This is a genomic window from Flavobacterium sp. CBA20B-1, assembly GCF_028473145.1.
Classification (GTDB): Bacteria; Bacteroidota; Bacteroidia; order Flavobacteriales; family Flavobacteriaceae; genus Flavobacterium.
Genome location: NZ_CP092370.1, coordinates 435,368 through 454,940, shown reverse-complemented (window position 1 = coordinate 454,940; position 19,573 = coordinate 435,368). Strand labels below are relative to the sequence as shown.

Annotated in this window: 21 protein-coding genes; 7 read left to right on the top strand and 14 right to left on the bottom strand. The window is 33.2% G+C overall.

What is annotated here, in order from left to right:
* Positions 1-24 precede the first annotated feature (24 nt).
* From MG290_RS02335 to MG290_RS02295, 9 genes are all read right to left on the bottom strand, one after another.
* Positions 25-2,691 carry a TonB-dependent receptor gene (locus tag MG290_RS02335; RefSeq protein ID WP_264562312.1) on the bottom strand — a complete coding sequence of 889 codons (2,667 nt, stop codon included), beginning with the start codon at positions 2,689-2,691 and terminating at the stop codon, positions 25-27.
* Between the two features lie 8 nt (positions 2,692-2,699).
* A complete protein-coding gene (locus tag MG290_RS02330; RefSeq protein ID WP_264562311.1) occupies positions 2,700-3,440 on the bottom strand; it encodes a GLPGLI family protein in 741 nt (246 codons plus the stop codon).
* 49 nt (positions 3,441-3,489) lie between these two features.
* Positions 3,490-3,771, bottom strand: a complete 282-nt coding sequence (locus MG290_RS02325; RefSeq protein WP_264562310.1) for a hypothetical protein — start codon at positions 3,769-3,771, stop codon at positions 3,490-3,492.
* Between the two features lie 197 nt (positions 3,772-3,968).
* Complete coding sequence (locus MG290_RS02320) at positions 3,969-4,748, bottom strand: GLPGLI family protein (RefSeq protein WP_264562309.1); 780 nt, start codon at positions 4,746-4,748, stop codon at positions 3,969-3,971.
* A 122-nt stretch (positions 4,749-4,870) separates the two neighbouring features.
* Complete coding sequence (locus MG290_RS02315; protein ID WP_264562308.1) at positions 4,871-5,659, bottom strand: GLPGLI family protein; 789 nt, start codon at positions 5,657-5,659, stop codon at positions 4,871-4,873.
* Between the two features lie 67 nt (positions 5,660-5,726).
* Positions 5,727-6,044 carry a hypothetical protein gene (locus tag MG290_RS02310; protein ID WP_264562307.1) on the bottom strand — a complete coding sequence of 106 codons (318 nt, stop codon included), beginning with the start codon at positions 6,042-6,044 and terminating at the stop codon, positions 5,727-5,729.
* Positions 6,045-6,129: 85 nt separating this feature from the next.
* Positions 6,130-6,873, bottom strand: coding sequence for a GLPGLI family protein (locus MG290_RS02305; protein WP_264562306.1), 744 nt, complete (start codon positions 6,871-6,873; stop codon positions 6,130-6,132).
* Between the two features lie 171 nt (positions 6,874-7,044).
* Positions 7,045-7,812 (bottom strand): GLPGLI family protein, encoded by a 768-nt coding sequence (locus tag MG290_RS02300; protein WP_264562305.1) that lies wholly within the window; start codon positions 7,810-7,812, stop codon positions 7,045-7,047.
* Between the two features lie 425 nt (positions 7,813-8,237).
* The gene (locus tag MG290_RS02295; RefSeq protein ID WP_264562304.1) at positions 8,238-9,017 is read right to left on the bottom strand and encodes a GLPGLI family protein; all 780 of its coding nucleotides are present in this window, start codon (positions 9,015-9,017) and stop codon (positions 8,238-8,240) included.
* Between the two features lie 225 nt (positions 9,018-9,242).
* Here MG290_RS02295 and MG290_RS02290 point away from each other — a divergent pair, with 225 nt between their 5' ends.
* Both MG290_RS02290 and MG290_RS02285 read left to right on the top strand, forming a co-directional pair.
* Complete coding sequence (locus MG290_RS02290) at positions 9,243-9,737, top strand: DUF6452 family protein (protein ID WP_264562303.1); 495 nt, start codon at positions 9,243-9,245, stop codon at positions 9,735-9,737.
* Positions 9,712-10,404 (top strand): DUF6048 family protein, encoded by a 693-nt coding sequence (locus MG290_RS02285; protein ID WP_264562302.1) that lies wholly within the window; start codon positions 9,712-9,714, stop codon positions 10,402-10,404. The genes MG290_RS02290 and MG290_RS02285 overlap by 26 nt, the downstream gene beginning before the upstream one ends.
* 22 nt (positions 10,405-10,426) lie before the next feature.
* Here MG290_RS02285 and MG290_RS02280 read toward each other — a convergent pair whose 3' ends face one another.
* Positions 10,427-11,986 (bottom strand): DnaJ domain-containing protein, encoded by a 1,560-nt coding sequence (locus tag MG290_RS02280; RefSeq protein ID WP_272586003.1) that lies wholly within the window; start codon positions 11,984-11,986, stop codon positions 10,427-10,429.
* 102 nt (positions 11,987-12,088) lie between these two features.
* On the opposite strand from MG290_RS02280, the gene nhaA reads away from it, so the two are divergent.
* From nhaA to MG290_RS02255, 5 genes are all read left to right on the top strand, one after another.
* A complete protein-coding gene (gene nhaA, locus MG290_RS02275; RefSeq protein WP_264562300.1) occupies positions 12,089-13,420 on the top strand; it encodes a Na+/H+ antiporter NhaA in 1,332 nt (443 codons plus the stop codon).
* 11 nt (positions 13,421-13,431) lie between these two features.
* Positions 13,432-14,742 (top strand): DUF389 domain-containing protein, encoded by a 1,311-nt coding sequence (locus tag MG290_RS02270; protein ID WP_264562299.1) that lies wholly within the window; start codon positions 13,432-13,434, stop codon positions 14,740-14,742.
* A gap of 11 nt (positions 14,743-14,753) precedes the next feature.
* Positions 14,754-16,493 (top strand): TrkH family potassium uptake protein, encoded by a 1,740-nt coding sequence (locus MG290_RS02265; RefSeq protein ID WP_264562298.1) that lies wholly within the window; start codon positions 14,754-14,756, stop codon positions 16,491-16,493.
* A gap of 11 nt (positions 16,494-16,504) precedes the next feature.
* Positions 16,505-17,191 (top strand): potassium channel family protein, encoded by a 687-nt coding sequence (locus MG290_RS02260; protein WP_264562297.1) that lies wholly within the window; start codon positions 16,505-16,507, stop codon positions 17,189-17,191.
* A 131-nt stretch (positions 17,192-17,322) separates the two neighbouring features.
* A complete protein-coding gene (locus MG290_RS02255; protein WP_264563171.1) occupies positions 17,323-17,586 on the top strand; it encodes a PorT family protein in 264 nt (87 codons plus the stop codon).
* 211 nt (positions 17,587-17,797) lie between these two features.
* On the opposite strand, the gene MG290_RS02250 is transcribed toward MG290_RS02255, so the two are convergent.
* From MG290_RS02250 to MG290_RS02235, 4 genes are read right to left on the bottom strand one after another with little or no spacing between them, the layout of a single operon-like run.
* Positions 17,798-18,154 carry an MmcQ/YjbR family DNA-binding protein gene (locus MG290_RS02250; protein ID WP_264562296.1) on the bottom strand — a complete coding sequence of 119 codons (357 nt, stop codon included), beginning with the start codon at positions 18,152-18,154 and terminating at the stop codon, positions 17,798-17,800.
* Complete coding sequence (locus MG290_RS02245; RefSeq protein WP_264562295.1) at positions 18,151-18,516, bottom strand: hypothetical protein; 366 nt, start codon at positions 18,514-18,516, stop codon at positions 18,151-18,153. The genes MG290_RS02250 and MG290_RS02245 overlap by 4 nt, the downstream gene beginning before the upstream one ends.
* A 6-nt stretch (positions 18,517-18,522) precedes the next feature.
* Complete coding sequence (locus tag MG290_RS02240; RefSeq protein ID WP_264562294.1) at positions 18,523-18,807, bottom strand: DUF3307 domain-containing protein; 285 nt, start codon at positions 18,805-18,807, stop codon at positions 18,523-18,525.
* A 49-nt stretch (positions 18,808-18,856) separates the two neighbouring features.
* The gene (locus MG290_RS02235; protein WP_264562293.1) at positions 18,857-19,471 is read right to left on the bottom strand and encodes a SatD family protein; all 615 of its coding nucleotides are present in this window, start codon (positions 19,469-19,471) and stop codon (positions 18,857-18,859) included.
* Positions 19,472-19,573: the final 102 nt, after the last annotated feature.

The following is a 19,573-nucleotide window of genomic DNA, read 5'->3' as shown; positions in this document are numbered from 1 at the left end:
AAAGCAGCTTTTGAGCTGCTTTTTTTATAAACTGAACCTGTATTTTGCGGTTAGCAACAAAAAACGAGGCATTAAACGATAGCTAGTACTGCTGTAACCAATATCGCTCACATTGAAAGTTGTGAAATTTTGCTTGTTAAACAAATTATTTCCTCGTAAACTCAAGGTGTATTTATCGCCTTTAAATTTATAAGTGGCTTCGAAATCTAGAAAAACATGGTTGCGTTGGTTAGCTGCTAAATTGCCAAAATAGTAATGTTCGGTTACTGCTTTAATATCTAATAATTCCCCAATTTTATAATACACATCTAAAAAGTTGAAAACGTTTGTAAAGCTGTTTTCAAAATCGGGCGATTTTACTTTGAAACGATTCCATTCGCTGCCGATATGAAAATTGAACGGGCTTTTAAAACTGGTGCGCCATTCCATATTGTAGCGCTGATTGGCAAAATTGTTTTTGCGTAGTCCGGAATTGTTTACTTCGTTAAATGATGTGGAATAGGTGTAATTACTTTCAAGTTTTAAGTTGCTTTTTATCTTTCTAAAATAAAAATTACTTGCAAAATTCACTCCAAAAGTATCGCCGCCTTTTATAAAAACACTTTCGCTTAGCGAGCTGTTTTGTTCAATAAAACTGCGATTGGTAAGCACATTGGTTTGCTTGCTGTAATTGAAATTTAACGAAAAACGATAGCGGTTTAAATAGTGGCGAATGCTGTATCCGATATTTGCCATTTGCGAATCGGTAAGGCGGAATTGCCCCAAACCTTTTGAGAAACTTCGTGAGGATGTTAACAAATACGTATCGTTCACATCAACAAACGAAGTATTGTTAAAATTAATCATGTACGATCCGTTGAAATGATGCGTAGGCGTTACATCCCACATGAAATGTACGGAAGGATTCACATAAAAAGGATGCTGTTTTTTATTGGTTTGTATGGTAGAAAAACTATTGAACAATTGATGTGCTTCTGCCCTACCCGAAACTTTAAAGGTGTTCCATTTCCAAGTGTATCCGCTTTTTGCATAGAAATTGCTCAAGGTAAACGAACTATCGGTTTGAAATCCATCGGGGCGAACAATTTCCGAATCATTAAACAATTGAAAAACAGTATTCATGGATTGGTTGTGATGCTCATATCCTACTTGAAATTCAATTAAATCGTTGTTTTTTTGTTTCAGTTTAAAATCGGCTTCAATGCCTGCGAATGTTTTGTTGTTGGTGATGTCGTTGTTCATTGCCGTTGCATCAAACGCAAACAAATCGCCCATTAAATAATCGTTGATGCTGTAAAATTGCGGCAACTTGTTGGTAAAATACCTGGTTTTTAGCAATACAACATTTTTATCGTTCCATTTGTGGGTATAAGTGATTTTTTGATCGAAAAAGGTGTTGTTAGTTTGCAGATTTTCTAAAGTATTTTTGCCATTAAATGTTAAATCGTTGGTATTGTTGGTATTTCCTTGATTATAAACCGAACTAACTTGCAGCATTTGGGTTTTAGAAACATCATAGGTTGCTAAAAGATTCACATAACCACTTTTTAAATGACTTTTAAACAGGTTGTTTTCGGTGTTTTCAAAATACGTTGCACCCACATTGGTAATGCTGTAACTGTTGTTAAAAGCATAGTTTTCATCGAATCCAAGAAAACCAACTGCTTTTATTTTTAACTTTTCGGTTATGGGCACAATTGAACTCAGCGAAACATGTTCGGCATTATTGATGCGGGTGCGGTGGTCTTTTAACTGACCGGCTCTTGCACCATATAAACCCATTAGCTGATACAGCTGTCCGCCATTTCCAATAGATTCTACTTCGTAATTGTTGTAAAACATGCTCTCTAAAGATCCCACACGGTCTTGACCCACATTGTTTAAACCGTAGGTTAAAAAGTTTTTATATTTTTTACTGAAGTTCATCAAGTTGCCCGAAACTTCATAGCGGTTTTCTGTAGCCAAACCATAACCGGCACTGATATCGCCAAACCACAAGTCTTTGTATTCTTCATCAATCGTTAGGTTTAGCGCGACTTTGTTACTTTCTTCAACTCCTTTTAATAATTTATTGTTGCTGTAACGGCGTAAAACCTGCACTTTATCAAGCGGTTTGTTGGGCATATTTTTGGTAAGAATGCTGTACCCACGGTTAAAAAAATCGTCGCCATCTACCATTACTTTTTCAATTTCGGTGTCTTCAAACTTTATTTTACCGTCTTTTTCAACGGTAATGCCCGGAATGTTTTTCAGTAAATCTTCTACTACCACTTCGCGGCCGGTGCTGAACGCTTTAGCGTCGTAGCTAAGGGTGTCGCCCCGCAGCTGTATGGGATTATCGATTTCTATGACCAAATCTTCTAACACTTCATTGCTTTCTTCTAACGTAAACAGTAGGTTGTATTCTTTTTTGTCTTTGGTAATGGTGATGGGTTGTTGTTGCTTTTCAAAGCCCATTTTGTTTACCTCTACCACAAAGCTGCCTTCGTTTTCGGTTTGAATGCTGAAACTGCCTTGTGCGTTGGTAAAACCAAACTGCAAAATATGATCTTCGGTATTTTTTATTAAAACCGATGCATTTGAAATGGGTTCTTTAGCCACAGAAACAACCGTTCCTTTGCAAACAGTTTGTGAGTACAAAGAAACGGTTGTGAGTAGTATTAGCAATAGGGTTATTAGTGTTTTTGGCATTTATAGGTTTACTTTTTTTGTTCTTCTTCCCATTCGTAGATGAGTTCTGGGGTTTTTCTTACAAAATTTACCTCTACTTCTACATTTCTGTCTAAATTATCTAGCACTCCTTCATATTCTTCATTTAAAATCAACTCTTTAAGTGTAATTTGTTTGTATTGATTAGGATATTCGATATTCATATCTAGCTGTTTTTCTATTTTGGTTAAGAAAAAATTATAAATTTTGTTGGTATCAGAAACTTCAAAAATTAGTCCGGGCAATCCCCAAAATTTCCAGGGACCATAGTTCACAGCTATTTTAGGACAATACCAAGCTTCCCATTTTCGTCCTCTAAAATTGGATTGGGCTTTGTAGCATTCATATCCATTAATCACTTTTTTCTCGTTTGTAAGTTGCCATTGAAAGGAAACACTATCGGCAACACTAACAATGGTATTAAGACCATATTTTTTAGTAAAATTTATTGTACCTGAATTATTCGTTAAATAGGAATCTGTGTATGGTGTTCTAACTGTAATATTATTTTCTTCTTGCGTAATTTGATTTAATGCTGTTTGATGTTTTGTTGAACTCATTATTTCTTTATACACAACCGAATTGTATGTTTCATTATACTTCACAACCGATTGTCTTTCAAGGGGATAATCAGTATTATAAACATTTTTATAAATGAAGTATAAATCATTTTGTGTATGACCCGATATTGAAAAAAACAGAAAAAGAAATATTGATATTGTTTTTGTCATGATAAAATTTAATAAAGCTGGACGCAATAGTGCATCCAGCTACAATTTATTATTGAACGAATTTTAATGTAGAAGTTGCTCTACTTGGATCATACTGTCTTTGAATCATTAATGCAAAATTATAACACTGAAAATCTCCTGATCTAGAGTCGTTGAACCAATTTTTATAAGTAATTGATCGTTTATTACCATTTTCGTCAACATAATTCACAACAACAATACATTCTTTAAGACCGTCTGGTTGATCTAAATGTTCAGTTGTTGATTCATTGATGCTTTTTAACTCTTCAATCTTTAACAACTTCATTCGACGCAAAACTGCTTCCGGCAAAAGCTACGCAAGCTAATGCACTTAAAAATACTTTACGCATAATCGTTTATTATTATTTGGTTTTTTTGCTTGCAGTTTTTTAAAGTAGCTGTTGCAATTTTTTCCTACTATCTTCTCTTGCGCAATAATTAGATGATGCAATAATAACAACAACCATAATACAAACCAAATTTTTATGTTAAAATACTATAAATATGCTATTGTTTTTGGGGTTCTTGTTCCCATTCGTAGATTGGTTCTAAGGGATCTCGAAAAAGGATATTTTGAGGCAATTCTCCGCGACTTAAGTCTGCATTTGGAGTTAGATTGTATTTAAATTCAATAAAATCTTTAAACTTAACAAGATCATTTTTTACTACGGGCGTTATTGTAATCGGTTCATTTGAATAGCTGATTTTATTTGCTATAAACTGAATTTTTTTATTTGATGTGCTTGCCTGTAAAATGGTACCTGGTAAACCAGAAAGTTTCCAAGGACCAAAAGATCCTGGTAAATCATACGAAAACCAAGCGTTCCAAACATTACCTCTAAAGTTTGCTATTGCTTTATAGCATTTTAAACTTGCAATATTTTTGGTTTCTGTTGTTATTTTCCATTCTATTTTTTCAAATTCATCTTTTATCCAAGCGTTTTGTGCTTTATAGATCTCATTAAATAGAATTGTTTGTGGCTGGATATTGATACGATAAAAAAAACTCTCAGAAGTGATGGGACTACTAAATGTTTGTTCAAAACCTGCTAAGGAAATCCCTAGAATACTGTCTGTTACATTTTGACTATCCCAATCTTCAGCTTTGCTTATATACTCTACAAAAATTGATTCGTTGTTATTGTAAATTAACTGTGAAGGTATTTTTTTGGGAAAGTTTAAATCATAATATGAGGTATAATCAATAGTAACAAGCTTCTGTGAAAAAGAAGCTTGTGCTGTAAAATACACTAGCATAAAAATGTATGTAATTCTAGTGGCTTTCATAATTCTATTTTGCTACTCATTTTGATTTATCTTTCTACAAAAGTTATGAAATACAGTTTTGCATTTTTTAGTTACTAACTCAATATTAATAAAAAAATAATCTTTATTATGTTAAAAAAACACTAATATTCAATTGGTTGTTCTTCCCATTCGTAAATTGGTTCTATTCCTGATCGTTTTCTTTTTTCCCTGATGATTTCAGTTCCTCTTTCAGTGGCACCACTAGAAAAAGCTGATTCCACAATTTCTTCTCTTTCCAAAACAAATTGTTTTAACGTTTGTTGCACATCATATTTAATGCTTTTAAATTGTTTTAATTTGTCATTGTAAATATTTTCTTTGAGGTTTTCAATTTTTTTAACTGCAAAATTATAACGTTTACTTTCATCATGAATGGAAATGATTAAACCTGGTAAGCCATAAAATTTCCAAGGTCCGAATGAATAAGGAATTGAAGGTGCATACCAAGCTTCCCATTTTCTTCCTCTGAAATCGGTAGTTGCTTTATAACACTCAATATCATTTATCATCTTTTTTTCATTAAGAGTGGTCCACTTTATGGAGAATTCATCTGTGATTTTAGATTTTTTAGATGATATTAAATATTCAAAATATTCTACATCTTTATTATTAATATCAACATTAAATATTTTGTTATCATTAATTAAAGGCTGATAAACTTCAACAACTTCATTTTCATTTTTTACAATTTTTTCACTTAAAGGTCTTCTTGTTTCAAGTAACTCTTCATAAATTGCTTCTGAAGGTAAAGCGTATAAATAACCTTTCATTTCAACAGGTACTTCTGTATCAAAAACTTGAAGATACTCAATTAAAATACCATTAGATTGACCGAAAGAATAACACGCTATAAATAAACAAAAAATAATAGTAAAAGATTTTTTTTTCATTTTATTAGATTTTTAAAAATTAACAACACTAATCTTGAAATGATTAGTGTTGCTTTAAATAGTTTTACTACATTCTAACAATGTTTACGTTTACTATAGCACCTGGGTAAAGTTCACGCATTCTATGGAGTTCTTCTGCAATGAAGTTTATACAAGGTGTACCTCCTTCACTTCCAATTCCTATGAAACCATCTAAAAATTCCCCATCAGGTGTAGTAACTGTAATTCCAAACTGGCAAGGGCTCTCCGAAAATTTGAAATCATCTAAAATACTATTACTTTCTTCTGTAATTGTTAAAATATTTTTTTTAACAACTTCATTTGAAGCAAAACTGCTTTCAGCAAAAGCTACGCAAGCTAATGCACTTAAAAACATTTTTTTCATAATAAATTAAATTAATTTTTTTTATGATTCAATAATAATAATAATAATACAAACAAAATTTTTATGTTAAAACACTATAAATATGCTATTGTTTTTTAGGTTCTTCTTCCCATTCGTAGATGAGTTCTGGGGTTTTTCTTACAAAATTTACCTCTACTTCTACATTTCTGTCTAAATTATCTAGCACACCTTCATATTCTTCATTTAAAATCAACTCTTTAAGTGTAATTTGTTTATATTGATTAGGATATTCGATATTCATATCTAGCTGTTTTTCTATTTTGGTTAAGAAAAAATTATAAATTTTGTTGGTATCAGAAACTTCAAAAATTAGTCCGGGCAATCCCCAAAATTTCCAGGGACCATAGTTCACAGCTATTTTAGGACAATACCAAGCTTCCCATGTTCGTCCTCTAAAATTGGATTGGGCTTTGTAGCATTCATATCCGTTAATCAATTTTTTCTCGTTTGTAAGTTGCCATTGAAAGGAAACACTATCGGCAACACTAACAATGGTATTAAGACCATATTTTTTAGTAAAATTTATTGTGCCTGAATTATTCGTTAAATAGGAATCTGCGTTTGGTGTTCTAACTGTAATATTATTTTCTTCTTGCGTAATTTGATTTAATGCTGTTTGATGTTTTGTGGAACTCATTATCTCATTATACACAACCGAATTGTGTGTTTCATTATACTTCACAACCGATTGCCTTTCAAGTGGATAATCAGTATTATAAACATTTTTATAAATGAAGTATAAATCATTTTGCGTATGACCCGATATTGAAAAAAACAGAAAAAGAAATATTGATATTGTTTTAGTCATGATAAAATTTAATAAAGCTGGACGCAATAGTGCATCCAGCTACAATTTATTATTGAACGAATTTTAATGTAGAAGTTGCTCTACTTACGCAAGCTAAAGCACTAAAAAAAATTCAAATTACAAATTACAAAAACAAAATAAAAAAAAATATGTTAAAACACCATGAATATGCTATTGTTTTAAAGGTTGTTCTTCCCATTCGTAGAGGAGTTCTCTATCTGAATTAGGAAGTTCATCAACTGTCATAGATTCGTTACTAGATCTATCTGGTTGAATTAAACTAAGGAAAGCTTCATAATTTTCTTTTTCTAATTTGATAAAATCCTTTAAGGCCACCTTTTTATTAGTTGAGAAAATTGGTGGTTTAAAATCAGCATAGTTTATCTTCTTAGCAACAAATTGATACGTTTTGGTAGTATCATATGCTTGTAAAATTAAACCCGGCAAACCTGATAATTTCCATGGCCCTGCGCTAACAGGTATGTCTGGAGTAAACCATGCTTCCCAATTTCTCCCTCTAAATTTTGTAGTAGCCTTTAATACTCTATAATTTGCTATATGTTTTTCTTCTTTAGTTATATTCCATTGAATATTAGGAAGCGAATCTGTTATTATGTATTGATTGTTACCTAACATTTGATTATATTCAATGATATTTTTATTTAAGTTTTTAACAAAAACACTTTGCTCATTTCCAACAAAATATTGAACCGTATTTTTACCTTCATTACTCATATCGTTTTCAACATTATATTCTTCGCTTTTTGAGTTATGATTGATGATGTAATAACTGAGCATATCGGTTATTAGCAAATTTGAATTATTGTTAATAGGCAAATGAACATTAAATATTTCTTGATAGCTTACAATTATGTTTTGTGATTGTATTTTCATAAAATTAAATACACAAAACATAACAATCAAAATTTTATACTTCATAAAAATGCATTTTAAATTGGTATTAATACCTGCCATACCTTTTTGGTATAGCAGATATTAGTATTCTTTTTTAAAATTGAGGTGAAGGTTGTAAGATCATGTATCTAAACATTATAGTCATCTTTAGTTGATATCCCCAATCGTCACATTCTTTCGGTGTTTCTGTAATCTTTGTATGTGTTGACCTATGCAATAACTTTCCCGTAGCTTTGTCATAAATTTCAACAACAACTGTACACAAACCTGCATAGTCATCAAAATTTTTGAAAACTTTTACTTCATTAGTTTCAATTTTTGATAAGTTGCAAACAATCTCATTTGAAGCAAAACTGCTTCCAGCAAAAGCTACGCAAGCTAATGCACTAAAAAAATTACAAATTACAAAAACAAAACACAAAAAATTATGTTAAAATACTATAAATATGCTATTGTTTTTGGGGTTCTTGTTCCCATTCGTAAACCCGTTCCAAGCCAAATCTACCTAAAGGTGTATAAGTGATTTTAGTAGTTCGGTCATTACTCATTTCTACCAAGAGAGCATCCATTGCTTCATCTCCCTTTTTAAAATACTGCTGCAAAGTTATTTTTTCTAATCCTTTTGAAGGAAACGGTATTACGACTGTGAGTTGTTCCATTTTTTCTATTTTAAAAACCACACTTTTGTCTGTATCGGTGGCTTCTAGAATAAGACCTGGCAAACCGTACCATTTCCAAGGTCCTGCATTTATAGGAATATCGGGCGTAAACCACGCCTCAAAAGTATTCCCACGGAAGGAAGTGGTGGCTTTGTAACACGTATAATTTTGAATTTTTTTGGTTTCGTTTGTTATGTTCCACATATAATTCAGCTCATCTGTAACCAAGAAATTCCTCTTTTGAACATCTTTAATCATTTCTATTTTATTGGCTATATGATCTACTTTTATATAATCATCTGGAAATTTACTATAATCTGTAGAACCAGTGCCTTTTTTCCATACCGTAGCACCGTTTTCATCTATATAAGTGGTGTCTTTTATCACTTTTACAGGAACAGTAGAGGCTGAAATAATGTGCATTACCGTTGGTTCACCTTGTTTTACATACAAAATAGCGTCTTTTTTAAGATTATCTTCAAAGCGTTTGTAGGTAATTTTATAATCATTGGTTTGCGCTCCCATTATTTGGCAACTTAAGAATAAAATAAGTACATGAAATATGTTCATAAATGAATAGTTTTTGTTAAAAATAAACAAATAATAGATAGATACAAAACGAACTATTAAAATACTATAAAAATGGTATTGATTTACAAAAAAAAACGCATGCGATTCATTTGGTGATACTACATTTTGTATTGTTTATTGATTTTTCAACAAATTAATAAGACCTGTTTCACCTCTGCTTTTTTTACAAAATGATTTTGTATTTTTACCGCATATTAGTACCCTATGAAAAAACTAACATGTGTTGTTCTATGCCTTTTTGCATTTTCAGCTTGCGAAAAAGATGATATTTGTGTGGGCGGCGAGTCGGTTACGCCCAATGTGGTGATTGATTTATTTGATCGGCTTGATTCGCAATTGTTAAAACCAGCTCCCAAAATCAGTATTTTTGTGGAAGGTTATACAGATACAATTGTGTTTAGAAACACTTCTAAAATAGAAATTCCGTTGCAAATAAACACTACTGAAACCGTTTGGAATATTCGTTTGCATCAATTAAATTCGTCAAATGATACCATTTTGAAAAACGATCAATTGCGGTTTACCTATACCCCCGAAGCGTTTTATGTATCAAAAGCTTGTGGCTACAAAACGGTTTTCTACAATTTTAACAGTGTAAAATTACCCAATACTTCCAGTGATGGCTGGATTGAAAATATTTTTAAAGTAACAAACGAAATTTCAAACAACAACAATGCGCACATTCAGATTTACTATTAGTTTGCTTTTGCTGATAACTGCAAAAATTTCGGCTCAACAAAAAGCACCTCAAAAGGTATATCCAGAAGTTTACGGATTGCGTATTGGTACTGATTTGGTGAAGGCTTCTCGGAACATTTGGGATAAAAACTACAAGGGATTTGAAGTGGTTGCTGATTACCGCTACAATAAAAATTGGTATTTGGCTGCCGAAGCGGGTTTTGAAGACCGTTTTCAAGAAGATGAACAACTTTCGTTTACCACCAGCGGTATGTTTTTAAAAATTGGGGCCGAAAAAAACTTTCACAAGAATTGGTTGGATATGAACAACCTTATTTTTGTAGGCGGACGATATGGGTTAAGTTTACACAACCAAACCTTGCACCGCTACCGTGTGAATACCGGTACGGCATATTTTGATGAAGAGCTGCAATATCCAGAATTGAAATCAACCGGACTTTCTGCGCATTGGTTGGAATTGGTGGTTGGAATTAAAACCGAAGTGGCACAAAATGTGTTCATTGGTATGAACGTTCGTTTAAAAGGTTTGCTGTTTCAAAAACAACCCGACGGTTTTGAAAACTTGTATTATCCAGGGTTTGATCAAAAATACAGCGGCAATATTGGCGTGGGCTTTGGTTACACAGTGAGCTATTTGATTCCTTTTAAAAAGAAGATGCCTAAATAATCCATTCTTAATCGTACACTTTTTAAAAAACAGTTACAAGAATACCATACAGATAAAATAGAAGTGCAAATATCATATATCCATTTGCAAAAGATTTTTCTTTTGGTGCTGTTAAATTTTGCCAAACATATAACTGACTTAAAAACAACAAACTCACTAACAGCAACAATGGATTGGAACTTTGCAACACCCCAAAACGCAACTTATCGGTTTGTTGGGTTTCTGAGTTGGTCATGCGAACGTATGCCACTTCTCCACTACGCTCTTGTGCCAAGGCAAACCGATTGTATGCTTTGCGATGAACGATTTGGTAAAATTGGTCTTCGCTCACATTTACAGCATATTTTTCGTTAAAAACTAGATAATAATCAACGTTTATACCACTTTGTTTAGAAGGGCGCGAAGTTTCGGTATAATGATTTGTGAGCTGCATGGGTTGTTCGTTGTAGGTAACAGAAGCTTTGATAAAAACTACTAACCAAAGCAGCACAAAGCTACCCATTGATATTTTTTGAAGCTTTGTTAAATGCTGGTTTATTGTTCCAATTCGCTGCTGTATCCAACCTAAAAAAGTATGTTTTGATGCGGTTGGAAGCATTCCAAATTCATTTACAGCAGGCTCGGTAGGTGTTTTAAAAAGCTGGGCGGCAATATATAAATTATAAAAAGGGACGAATAAATAATATACTTTATTTTTGTATGCCAAGGTGTCGTGTGCCCGTTTATAAAGTTGGGCGAAGGTCAACCAAAAAAGGATTAATCCTAGTAAAAACAAAATTACTTTTAAGGAAGTTAAAATAAAAAACACAAGGCAAATTGCTTGCAAAGTTCCAAGAAAAAGCATTCGATTTTTAAATTCATTGCCGTTTATTCGGGCATTCATTCCAAAAAATGATTCTTTTTTAAAATGAATTTCATCAACCTGCGGAAATTGAGCTTTTATTTTTTCAAAGGCCGCTTGAACAGGATTGCTGTTGTCGTACAAAAGTTTAATTTGGTATTTATACAATGTTCCATCTGTTGCTTCCACGGTCATTAAAATGATAAATTCTTCGGTGAAATGTTCCATTTTAATGTAGTGTGTTCCCGAAAAATGCACATCACCCAACAAACTAATATGCACCCTTCGGCAGTTGGATATGTTCCATTGCAACAGTATATAATCGCCCACTTTAAAATACTTTTTATCAACAGCAAAAAGCAAAATATCGGGTGCAACTGCTTTTTGGTGCACATGGTTGGTTTCTTGAGAGTTTGTGGCAGCTGCATGTTGCACCGTGTGAAGGTATTGATGCAATAGAAACCGCTTATTGGCATCCATTAAAAAATCATATGCTTCGTTTATTTTCAAAAAATAAGTGTGGGCAAACGGATCTTTGTTCACATCGGGATGGTATTTTTTGGAAAGCTTTCGGTAAGCTTTCTTTATAACGGTCTCCTCTGAAAAATTAGGAATTTCTAAAACAACATAATAATTAATCATCAATGCAGCTTCTATGATTTTAATTGCTAAAGAACGTGATTTTTTTAGAAAAAGCAATAAATAGGAAGCAAGAAACAAAGAGTTTATATAGTAGACCACTTGATATTGAACGATTTTACGAAAGATTAACTTATAATTCCTTATTTTTGCACCACATAATTTATTTTTTAATTACCCAATTAATTTAAAAAAGGAAACTAAATGGAGCACAAAAGGAAGACCCCTATAGAAAAAATAGTATCGCCTATTCAAAGTTTTATTAAACAAGAAAAATCTGGGGGAATTGTTTTAGGAATCAGTGTAATTATCGCGTTGTTTTTAGCAAACTCTGTTTTTGCTGACGAATACCATCATATTTTAGAGCATAAATTTGGGTTTCAGTTAGACGGAAACACTTATTTTGAATACAATCTGCATCATTGGATCAACGATGGTTTAATGGCTATTTTCTTTTTTGTGGTTGGTTTAGAATTAAAACGCGAAATTGTGGGTGGCGAATTATCAAATCCCCGAAAAGCATTGTTGCCAATTGCAGCTGCTTTGGGCGGTATGGTGGTTCCGGCGATTATTTATTTATCATTAAACCCATCGGGCGAAGTGCACAGCGGTTGGGGAATACCTATGGCAACCGATATTGCTTTTGCGCTAGGAGTGCTCTATTTACTTGGAAACCGTATTCCGTTAACGTTAAAAGTGTTTTTAACCGCATTGGCAATTGTAGATGATTTAGGAGCTGTATTGGTAATTGCATTTTTCTATACATCCGAAATATCAATGTATTATTTGGTTGTGGGCATACTGATTTTAATGGCCATGTATATTGGAAACAAATTGGGGGTTAGAAGCATTTTGTTTTATGCCATTCTGGGAATTGGTGGCGTGTGGTCAACATTCTTATTATCGGGTGTTCATGCCACAATCGCAGCCGTTTTAGCAGCTTTTACCATTCCGGCAAATGTAAAAATAGATGAAAAAGTATTCAGCTCTAGCATACAATATTTATTGGATAAATTCAAGAGCTTAGACCCCGACAACACCAAACCTACATTAACAAACGAACAGTTGCATGTTTTAGACGAGATTAAAGAAAATACGGTGGCCGCCACGCCGCCTTTGCAACGATTAGAACATGCCATGCACCCAATGGTAACCTTTATCATCATTCCAATTTTTGCGTTGGCAAATGCGGGCGTTTCTTTGGATATTGATTTTGAACATTTATTTAGCACCAATGTAGCTTTGGGTGTGGCACTTGGGTTATTAGTAGGAAAAGTTGTGGGAGTAGTTGGTTTTACCATGCTTTTGGTGAAATTAAAAATTGCATCGTTTCCCGCTGGTATGAATGTGCGAAACTTGTTTGGTTTGGGCTTATTGGCATCCATCGGTTTCACCATGTCATTGTTTGTGACTTCATTGGCTTTTAAACATGAAGAATATATGATTCAAGCCAAAATAGGTATTTTTGTGGCATCGATTATTGGTGGTGTTTTGGGATATATTGTTCTCAATAAACAGGCAAAAAAGAACAACTAAAATAATGTTTAATGAGCAATAAACTGTTAGATTTTATCAATCTGCACTATGGTGAAGAAGATAAAGAAAAAGTTTTAGAAAATGTTACTGCAAACATTTCTTTTAGAGGATCTAATTTATGGATTTTGGCTTGTGCAATCATAATTGCATCAATTGGTTTAAACGTAAATTCAACAGCAGTGGTGATTGGTGCCATGCTTATATCGCCTTTAATGGGTCCTATTTTAGGAGCAGGTTTAGCATTGGGAACATACAACTTTGTGCTGTTAAGAAAATCGATAAAAAATTTATTAATTGCCACAGCTGTAAGTTTATTTGTTTCGGCTTTTTACTTTTATTTGAGTCCGTTTAAAGATGTGCAATCAGAACTATTGGCTCGAACTTCTCCGAATATTTACGATGTATTAATTGCTTTTTTTGGTGGATTAGTAGGTGTGATTGCATTTACCCGAGTTGAAAAAGGTAATCCAATTCCGGGTGTGGCCATTGCAACCGCATTGATGCCGCCTTTGTGTACTGCTGGTTATGGCTTGGCTACTTTTAATTTCTCTTATTTTGCAGGAGCTTTCTATTTGTATACCATCAACTGCTTTTTTATATGTTTGGCTACATTTTTTGTAATTAAATACTTAAAATACCCGGCATCGGCTGCTATCGATCCAAAAAACGAAAAAAGAATTCGCTATGGTATTTCTACTTTAATGATGGTGATGATTATACCAAGTTTTTATTTGGCTTATAATCTGTATCAAGAAAAAAAATTCAATAAAAATATTGACGATTTCATTAATACGGAATTCAACAGCCGTGGCTACACGGTTATCTATAAAAAACTATCGTATAACAGCAATCCGAAAAAAGTGGAATTGGCTTTTTTAAATAAAAAGTTGAGCAAAGAGGATATGGCTTTGTATAACAAAATGTTACAGGAAACAGGGCTTACAAACACCCAAATGATTTTTAGACAAGACGATGCCGATTTAAAAGCTGAAATTTTAAGCGAAGTAAACAAACAAAACGCTACACTTTCTGAAAAAGATGTAACCATTAACAACCTGCGCCAAGAATTAAATAAATACAAAGTAAACGAGCCTGGCTTGGTAAAAGAAATTAATGTGCTTTTCCCTGAATTAAAAGAAGTTTCGTTGGGAAAAATTGAAAAATACTCAGGTACAGATAGTGCCAAAATTGATTGGGTGGTTTTGTATCATTTACAAGATGCTGAAAAAAAACCCGATATCGCTAAGATAAAAAAATGGCTTAACCAGCGATTAAATGTTTCCAACACCTTACTTTTACAGGATGTTGATGAAAATAAATAAAGAACGATTCCATGAAAGATTTTTTATATGCAAAATGGATACAGCAATTTATAGTATTTTTACACTTAGCGGCGCTTGTTAGTCTTATTTTAGATTATGGTTACAGCTTGTATCCGTTTGCAAAAAACAGCATTTTGGTATTGTATATCTTGGTGCTTGTGATTGGGGTGAGCTTTACCATTTTAAAGTATTATTACCACCGTAAAGATATCATTTTATCGGTTTTTATTTTTGATGTACTCAGCGTGCTTTTTGTGGTATATTGCTTACTAAAACAAATTTCGCTAGAAGGTTTTTCAGACACCACACATTGGTTGCGCTTAGCAGTAATTTTAAAACTTGTTCGCGAATTTACCCGCGCAAAAATCAGCTATAAACGCTCTTTGCTTAATCCGGCACAGCTTTTCATTATTAGCTTTATGATGCTAATTTTGTCGGGAGCTTTGTTATTGATGTTGCCAAAAGCTACTACCAACGGCATCAGTTTTATCGATGCATTATTCACCTCTACAAGTGCCGTTTGTGTTACCGGATTAATCGTGGTTGATACCAGCAGTTACTTCACCTTGTTTGGGAAAACGCTTATTTTACTCTTAATTCAGGCTGGCGGTTTGGGAATTTTGACATTTGCCAGCTATTTCAGCTATTTTTTTAAAGGTGGATCAACCTACGAAAATCAATTGGCTTTGAGCGATATGACCAATTCAGAAAAAATAGGCGAAGTTTTTACCACTGTGAAGCGCATTTTAGCCATTACTTTTTTTATTGAAACCATTGGTGCATTACTTATATTTATAAATTTAGATAAAACCATTTTGCCTGCATTGGGCGATCGCATCTATTTTTCTATTTTTCATGCGGTTTCAGCTTTCTGCAACGCTGGTTTTTCAACCTTGCCAAATGGTTTAATGGAAACCGGATATGTATATAATTATTCCTTGCAATTCATCATCATTCTTATTTTTGTTTTCGGTGGATTAGGATTTCCAATTGTTATCAATTCCATTAGATATCTAAAGCATTTAATCATTCGATACATCTTAAGATTCACAGAGAAAAGAAACAACTACCGCCCATGGATTTTAACCCTTAGTAACAAAATTAATTTGCGCACTTCTTTAATTTTAATTGTTCTGGGAACCGCAGTGATTTATATTAAAGAATATTACAATGTATTGCATATGCATACAGGCGTTGGAAAGGTGGTTACGGCTTTGTTCACAGCTACCACACCGCGGACTGCAGGCTTCAACTCCATAGATTTTAGTGAACTGCATTTTTCATCAATCATTATCATTATCTTTCTTATGTGGATTGGTGCATCGCCAGCTTCAACAGGTGGTGGTATAAAAACCAGCACCTTTGCAATTGCCACATTGAATTATTTTAGTTTGGCAAAAGGAAAAACCAAAATAGAAGCTTTCAGACGCGAAATCGCAGATATTTCAGTTCGTAGGGCATTTGCCGTAATGAGTTTATCATTGATTGCGATAGGTTTTAGTATTTTCTTAATTTCACATTTTAATAATGAAATTCCTTTGTTAGACATTGCCTTTGAAAGCTTTTCTGCATATAGCACCACAGGTCTTAGTTTAGGTATCACGGGAAATTTAAGCAGTGAAAGCAAAATGGTTTTAATCACCACTATGTTTGTAGGAAGGGTAAGTATGCTTACCATTTTAATTGCATTTTTCAAGAAAAGCAGGCAAGCAAATTATCATTATCCTTCTGATGAAATATTAATTAATTAAAAGTAGAATAAATGAAATTTATAATAATAGGTTTAGGAAATTTTGGTGGATCTTTAGCCGAAAAATTAACACAGCAAGGAAACGAAGTAATTGGAGTTGATTCAAGAGCAGAAAGAGTTTCTTTATTAAAAGATAAGCTGTCGCACACGATTTGCATGAACGCCACCGACCAAACTTCCATATCGCATTTACCATTAAAAAACACCGATGTGGTGATGGTATGTATTGGTGAAGATGAAGGGGCAAACATTATGGTTACAGCGCTATTTAAAAACTTAGGCGTTAAAAGATTGATAAGCCGCTCCATTAATCCCTTGCATGAAAACGTATTGCAAGCAATTGGCGTAAGCGAAATTGTTCGTCCGGAAGAAGAAACCGCCGAGCGTTGGTCTAAAAAACTATGTTTAAAAGGCGTTGTAGATTCGTTTGAATTAAACAAAAATTTCAGTATTGTGGAAATTGTTGTGCCTCAAAAGTACATTGGAAAAACAATAGCAGACGTGAAATTCACCGAACGCCACAATGTGTTGATACTAACAATTATTCGCGATACACAAGAGAAAACCTTTCTTGGACGAAGCAAAACCGTAGCAAGCGTTCAGGGAATCCCCGAACCCACCACTATCCTATTGCAAAACGATATTATTGTGATTTACGGAGCTAACGAAGATCTACAGAAATTTGCGAAAGAAGCATAGAAATTTTTATCTTAGCATAACACCCGAGCTTATTTACAACCAAATGGGTGCATAAGGTAAAATGGTAGAAAACCAAAAAAGTACATTTAAACAAGATTATCTTTCGCTACCCATTTTTTTAATATGAATTAATTGATCAATTAAAACTTGGTCTTGGTTTGCAGATAAACCAATTGATACAATCTAAATCAAAAGAAGAAATTGTAAGCACCATGCCTTTTACCGAAGAACAAATTACAGAAACTACTGAACAAAAAAACATGGAATTATTCAAAAAAACAAATTATGGTCTTACTGCAGGAGCTTCTTATACTTTTCTTAAAAACTTTTGTTTCGAAGCGCGTTACTATTTTGGTCTGAGCAATATTTATAACGAAGACAAATTACCAAAATAATAAAATGCTGTAACGACGGCTGATGCTAAAAACCACGCATTCCAAATTGGTTTGGCTTATAAGTTTGATCTAAAAAAGATGTAAAACAGTTTACAAATACTTTTTGACTTTTTACTTGTTAAATTTTCAAAACTAATACAAGATTACTAATTTGATTGATACCGTAAAGTTTACATATTTAATTACCGAGATCTCTTAAATTAAACAGAAACTACATCTCCTTCAAAACAGCTTGATCTTTTTTGGTTAATCCTTTAACCACTAAATCGTAAGAGTTTACAATTAATTCTTTTAGCAATTTGGGAGAAACATCGCTGTTAAAATACACGCTGTTCCAATGCTTTTTGCTCATGTGGTAGCCGGGTTTAATACCGTTGTGCTCTGCACGCAGTTCTTCGGCTTGGTCTGGATCGCATTTTAAGTTGCAATATTCAAAGGTTTCAATATCCACCAAACAAAACATTTTGTTCATTACATAAAAAACAAGTGTGGTTTCATCGAACGGAAATTTTTCCGTAACCCCTTTAAACGATAAACAGTATTCGCGAAAATCTTCTATATTGTTCATATTAAATTTATTAAAACATAATTAAAAATCAAGCCTACTAAAATGGCGCAACCAAAGCTTAAAAAAGTGCCTATTAAAACATACTCGGTTAAATGGCGTTCTTTGGCATTGTTTAAATCACCAAATCTAAATATGGATTTTGCGGCCAATAAAAAGCCTATTCCTTCCCAAAAGTTGGCTACTACAAAGCCAAAAATAAACAATCGCTCTAATATTCCAATGTATTTTCCGGCATTGAATAACACTTTTTTGTCATTTTGTTTGTCTTCTTTTCTAATTTTCTTGTGCTCTTGATAAGGCGATAAAATAATTCGGATAAAAATGGCGGTTACTTGGGTTACTAAAATAATTGCTACCAACACCAACCATCATTGCGGATTATTTAAAAAATCAAGCGAAATGCGCAATGTTGAAAAAAGCATCAATGCCGATGTAATCGAAGCAAAATGCAGCAGCTGATCCAATACAAACAAAACAGATGATTTCATTTTATGGCTTAATTGCAATTTCAACCAATCGGTAATTGCATGTAAAACAACCACATAAGCTATTGCCCACCACATTTCATCGTTCCATAAAAAAACAATGAGCAATGCAGTATGTATCACGATATGGCTTAAAAAATAAATGCTTTTCTTTTTGTGTTGCACCATTTTTTTGGTCTGAAAAACAAAATCGCCCAGAAAATGAGCTGCCAGAAATTTAAGTAAAAGTAGCCACATAATGTATCATTGTTTGTTTATAATAATTTATGAATTGTTCAATTTCTTCAAAACCGCCGCGTTTCAAGGCTTCGCTTATCGTGCTTTGTTTTTTGTTCAATTGTGCTGCAATTTGTGTTTGGTTCCAAGTAGGATTTTTAAGTTTTAAATAGATAATTTCGGCCGATTTATCCGACCATTTATCCATAATCAGCAAAGATAAATCGGTCATAACCCTAAAAGTGTCGTTTAGCGATTTATGGGGTGTGTTTATGGTTAAATTTTTCTTGTCTAATGCATCAAAACCTTCGCCCGAAAGCTCAAAAGCAGAACCGTTTGCTTCGGTAATTTTTGTTCCTTCAAACGATTGTTCTCCAATTCCAATGCTTAAACGCACGTCTATCTCCTTTAAATGTTTAACCCATGTTTTTAACAAAATGGCGTGTAATAAAGCATCTTCGGGGGTGGTTTTAAATTGAAAACTGTCGCCTCGGTATATTTCCCAATGAAAGGATGATGCTGCAAGCGTTTCTAAACCTTTCTTAAGGTGATGAAGCCAAATTTTGGGGTCTAAAGTGCGCGATGAAACGATATCGCCTGTTATAATTGCAATCATGTATATGAATGTATTAAAAGTTAAAGATACAAAAAAAATATCGTTTGTTTAACCTATATTTTAAAATATCGCTTATTCAACCGATAATCTTAATTATCGCCT

Coding starts and splice junctions, on each gene's coding strand:
- MG290_RS02335 (WP_264562312.1), bottom strand. CDS start 2,691: ATGCCAAAAACACTAATAACCCTATTGCTAATACTACTCACAACCGTT.
- MG290_RS02330 (WP_264562311.1), bottom strand. CDS start 3,440: ATGACAAAAACAATATCAATATTTCTTTTTCTGTTTTTTTCAATATCG.
- MG290_RS02320 (WP_264562309.1), bottom strand. CDS start 4,748: ATGAAAGCCACTAGAATTACATACATTTTTATGCTAGTGTATTTTACA.
- MG290_RS02315 (WP_264562308.1), bottom strand. CDS start 5,659: ATGAAAAAAAAATCTTTTACTATTATTTTTTGTTTATTTATAGCGTGT.
- MG290_RS02310 (WP_264562307.1), bottom strand. CDS start 6,044: ATGAAAAAAATGTTTTTAAGTGCATTAGCTTGCGTAGCTTTTGCTGAA.
- MG290_RS02305 (WP_264562306.1), bottom strand. CDS start 6,873: ATGACTAAAACAATATCAATATTTCTTTTTCTGTTTTTTTCAATATCG.
- MG290_RS02300 (WP_264562305.1), bottom strand. CDS start 7,812: ATGAAGTATAAAATTTTGATTGTTATGTTTTGTGTATTTAATTTTATG.
- MG290_RS02295 (WP_264562304.1), bottom strand. CDS start 9,017: ATGAACATATTTCATGTACTTATTTTATTCTTAAGTTGCCAAATAATG.
- MG290_RS02290 (WP_264562303.1), top strand. CDS start 9,243: ATGAAAAAACTAACATGTGTTGTTCTATGCCTTTTTGCATTTTCAGCT.
- MG290_RS02285 (WP_264562302.1), top strand. CDS start 9,712: ATGCGCACATTCAGATTTACTATTAGTTTGCTTTTGCTGATAACTGCA.
- nhaA (WP_264562300.1), top strand. CDS start 12,089: ATGGAGCACAAAAGGAAGACCCCTATAGAAAAAATAGTATCGCCTATT.
- MG290_RS02270 (WP_264562299.1), top strand. CDS start 13,432: ATGAGCAATAAACTGTTAGATTTTATCAATCTGCACTATGGTGAAGAA.
- MG290_RS02265 (WP_264562298.1), top strand. CDS start 14,754: ATGAAAGATTTTTTATATGCAAAATGGATACAGCAATTTATAGTATTT.
- MG290_RS02260 (WP_264562297.1), top strand. CDS start 16,505: ATGAAATTTATAATAATAGGTTTAGGAAATTTTGGTGGATCTTTAGCC.
- MG290_RS02250 (WP_264562296.1), bottom strand. CDS start 18,154: ATGAACAATATAGAAGATTTTCGCGAATACTGTTTATCGTTTAAAGGG.
- MG290_RS02240 (WP_264562294.1), bottom strand. CDS start 18,807: ATGGTGCAACACAAAAAGAAAAGCATTTATTTTTTAAGCCATATCGTG.
- MG290_RS02235 (WP_264562293.1), bottom strand. CDS start 19,471: ATGATTGCAATTATAACAGGCGATATCGTTTCATCGCGCACTTTAGAC.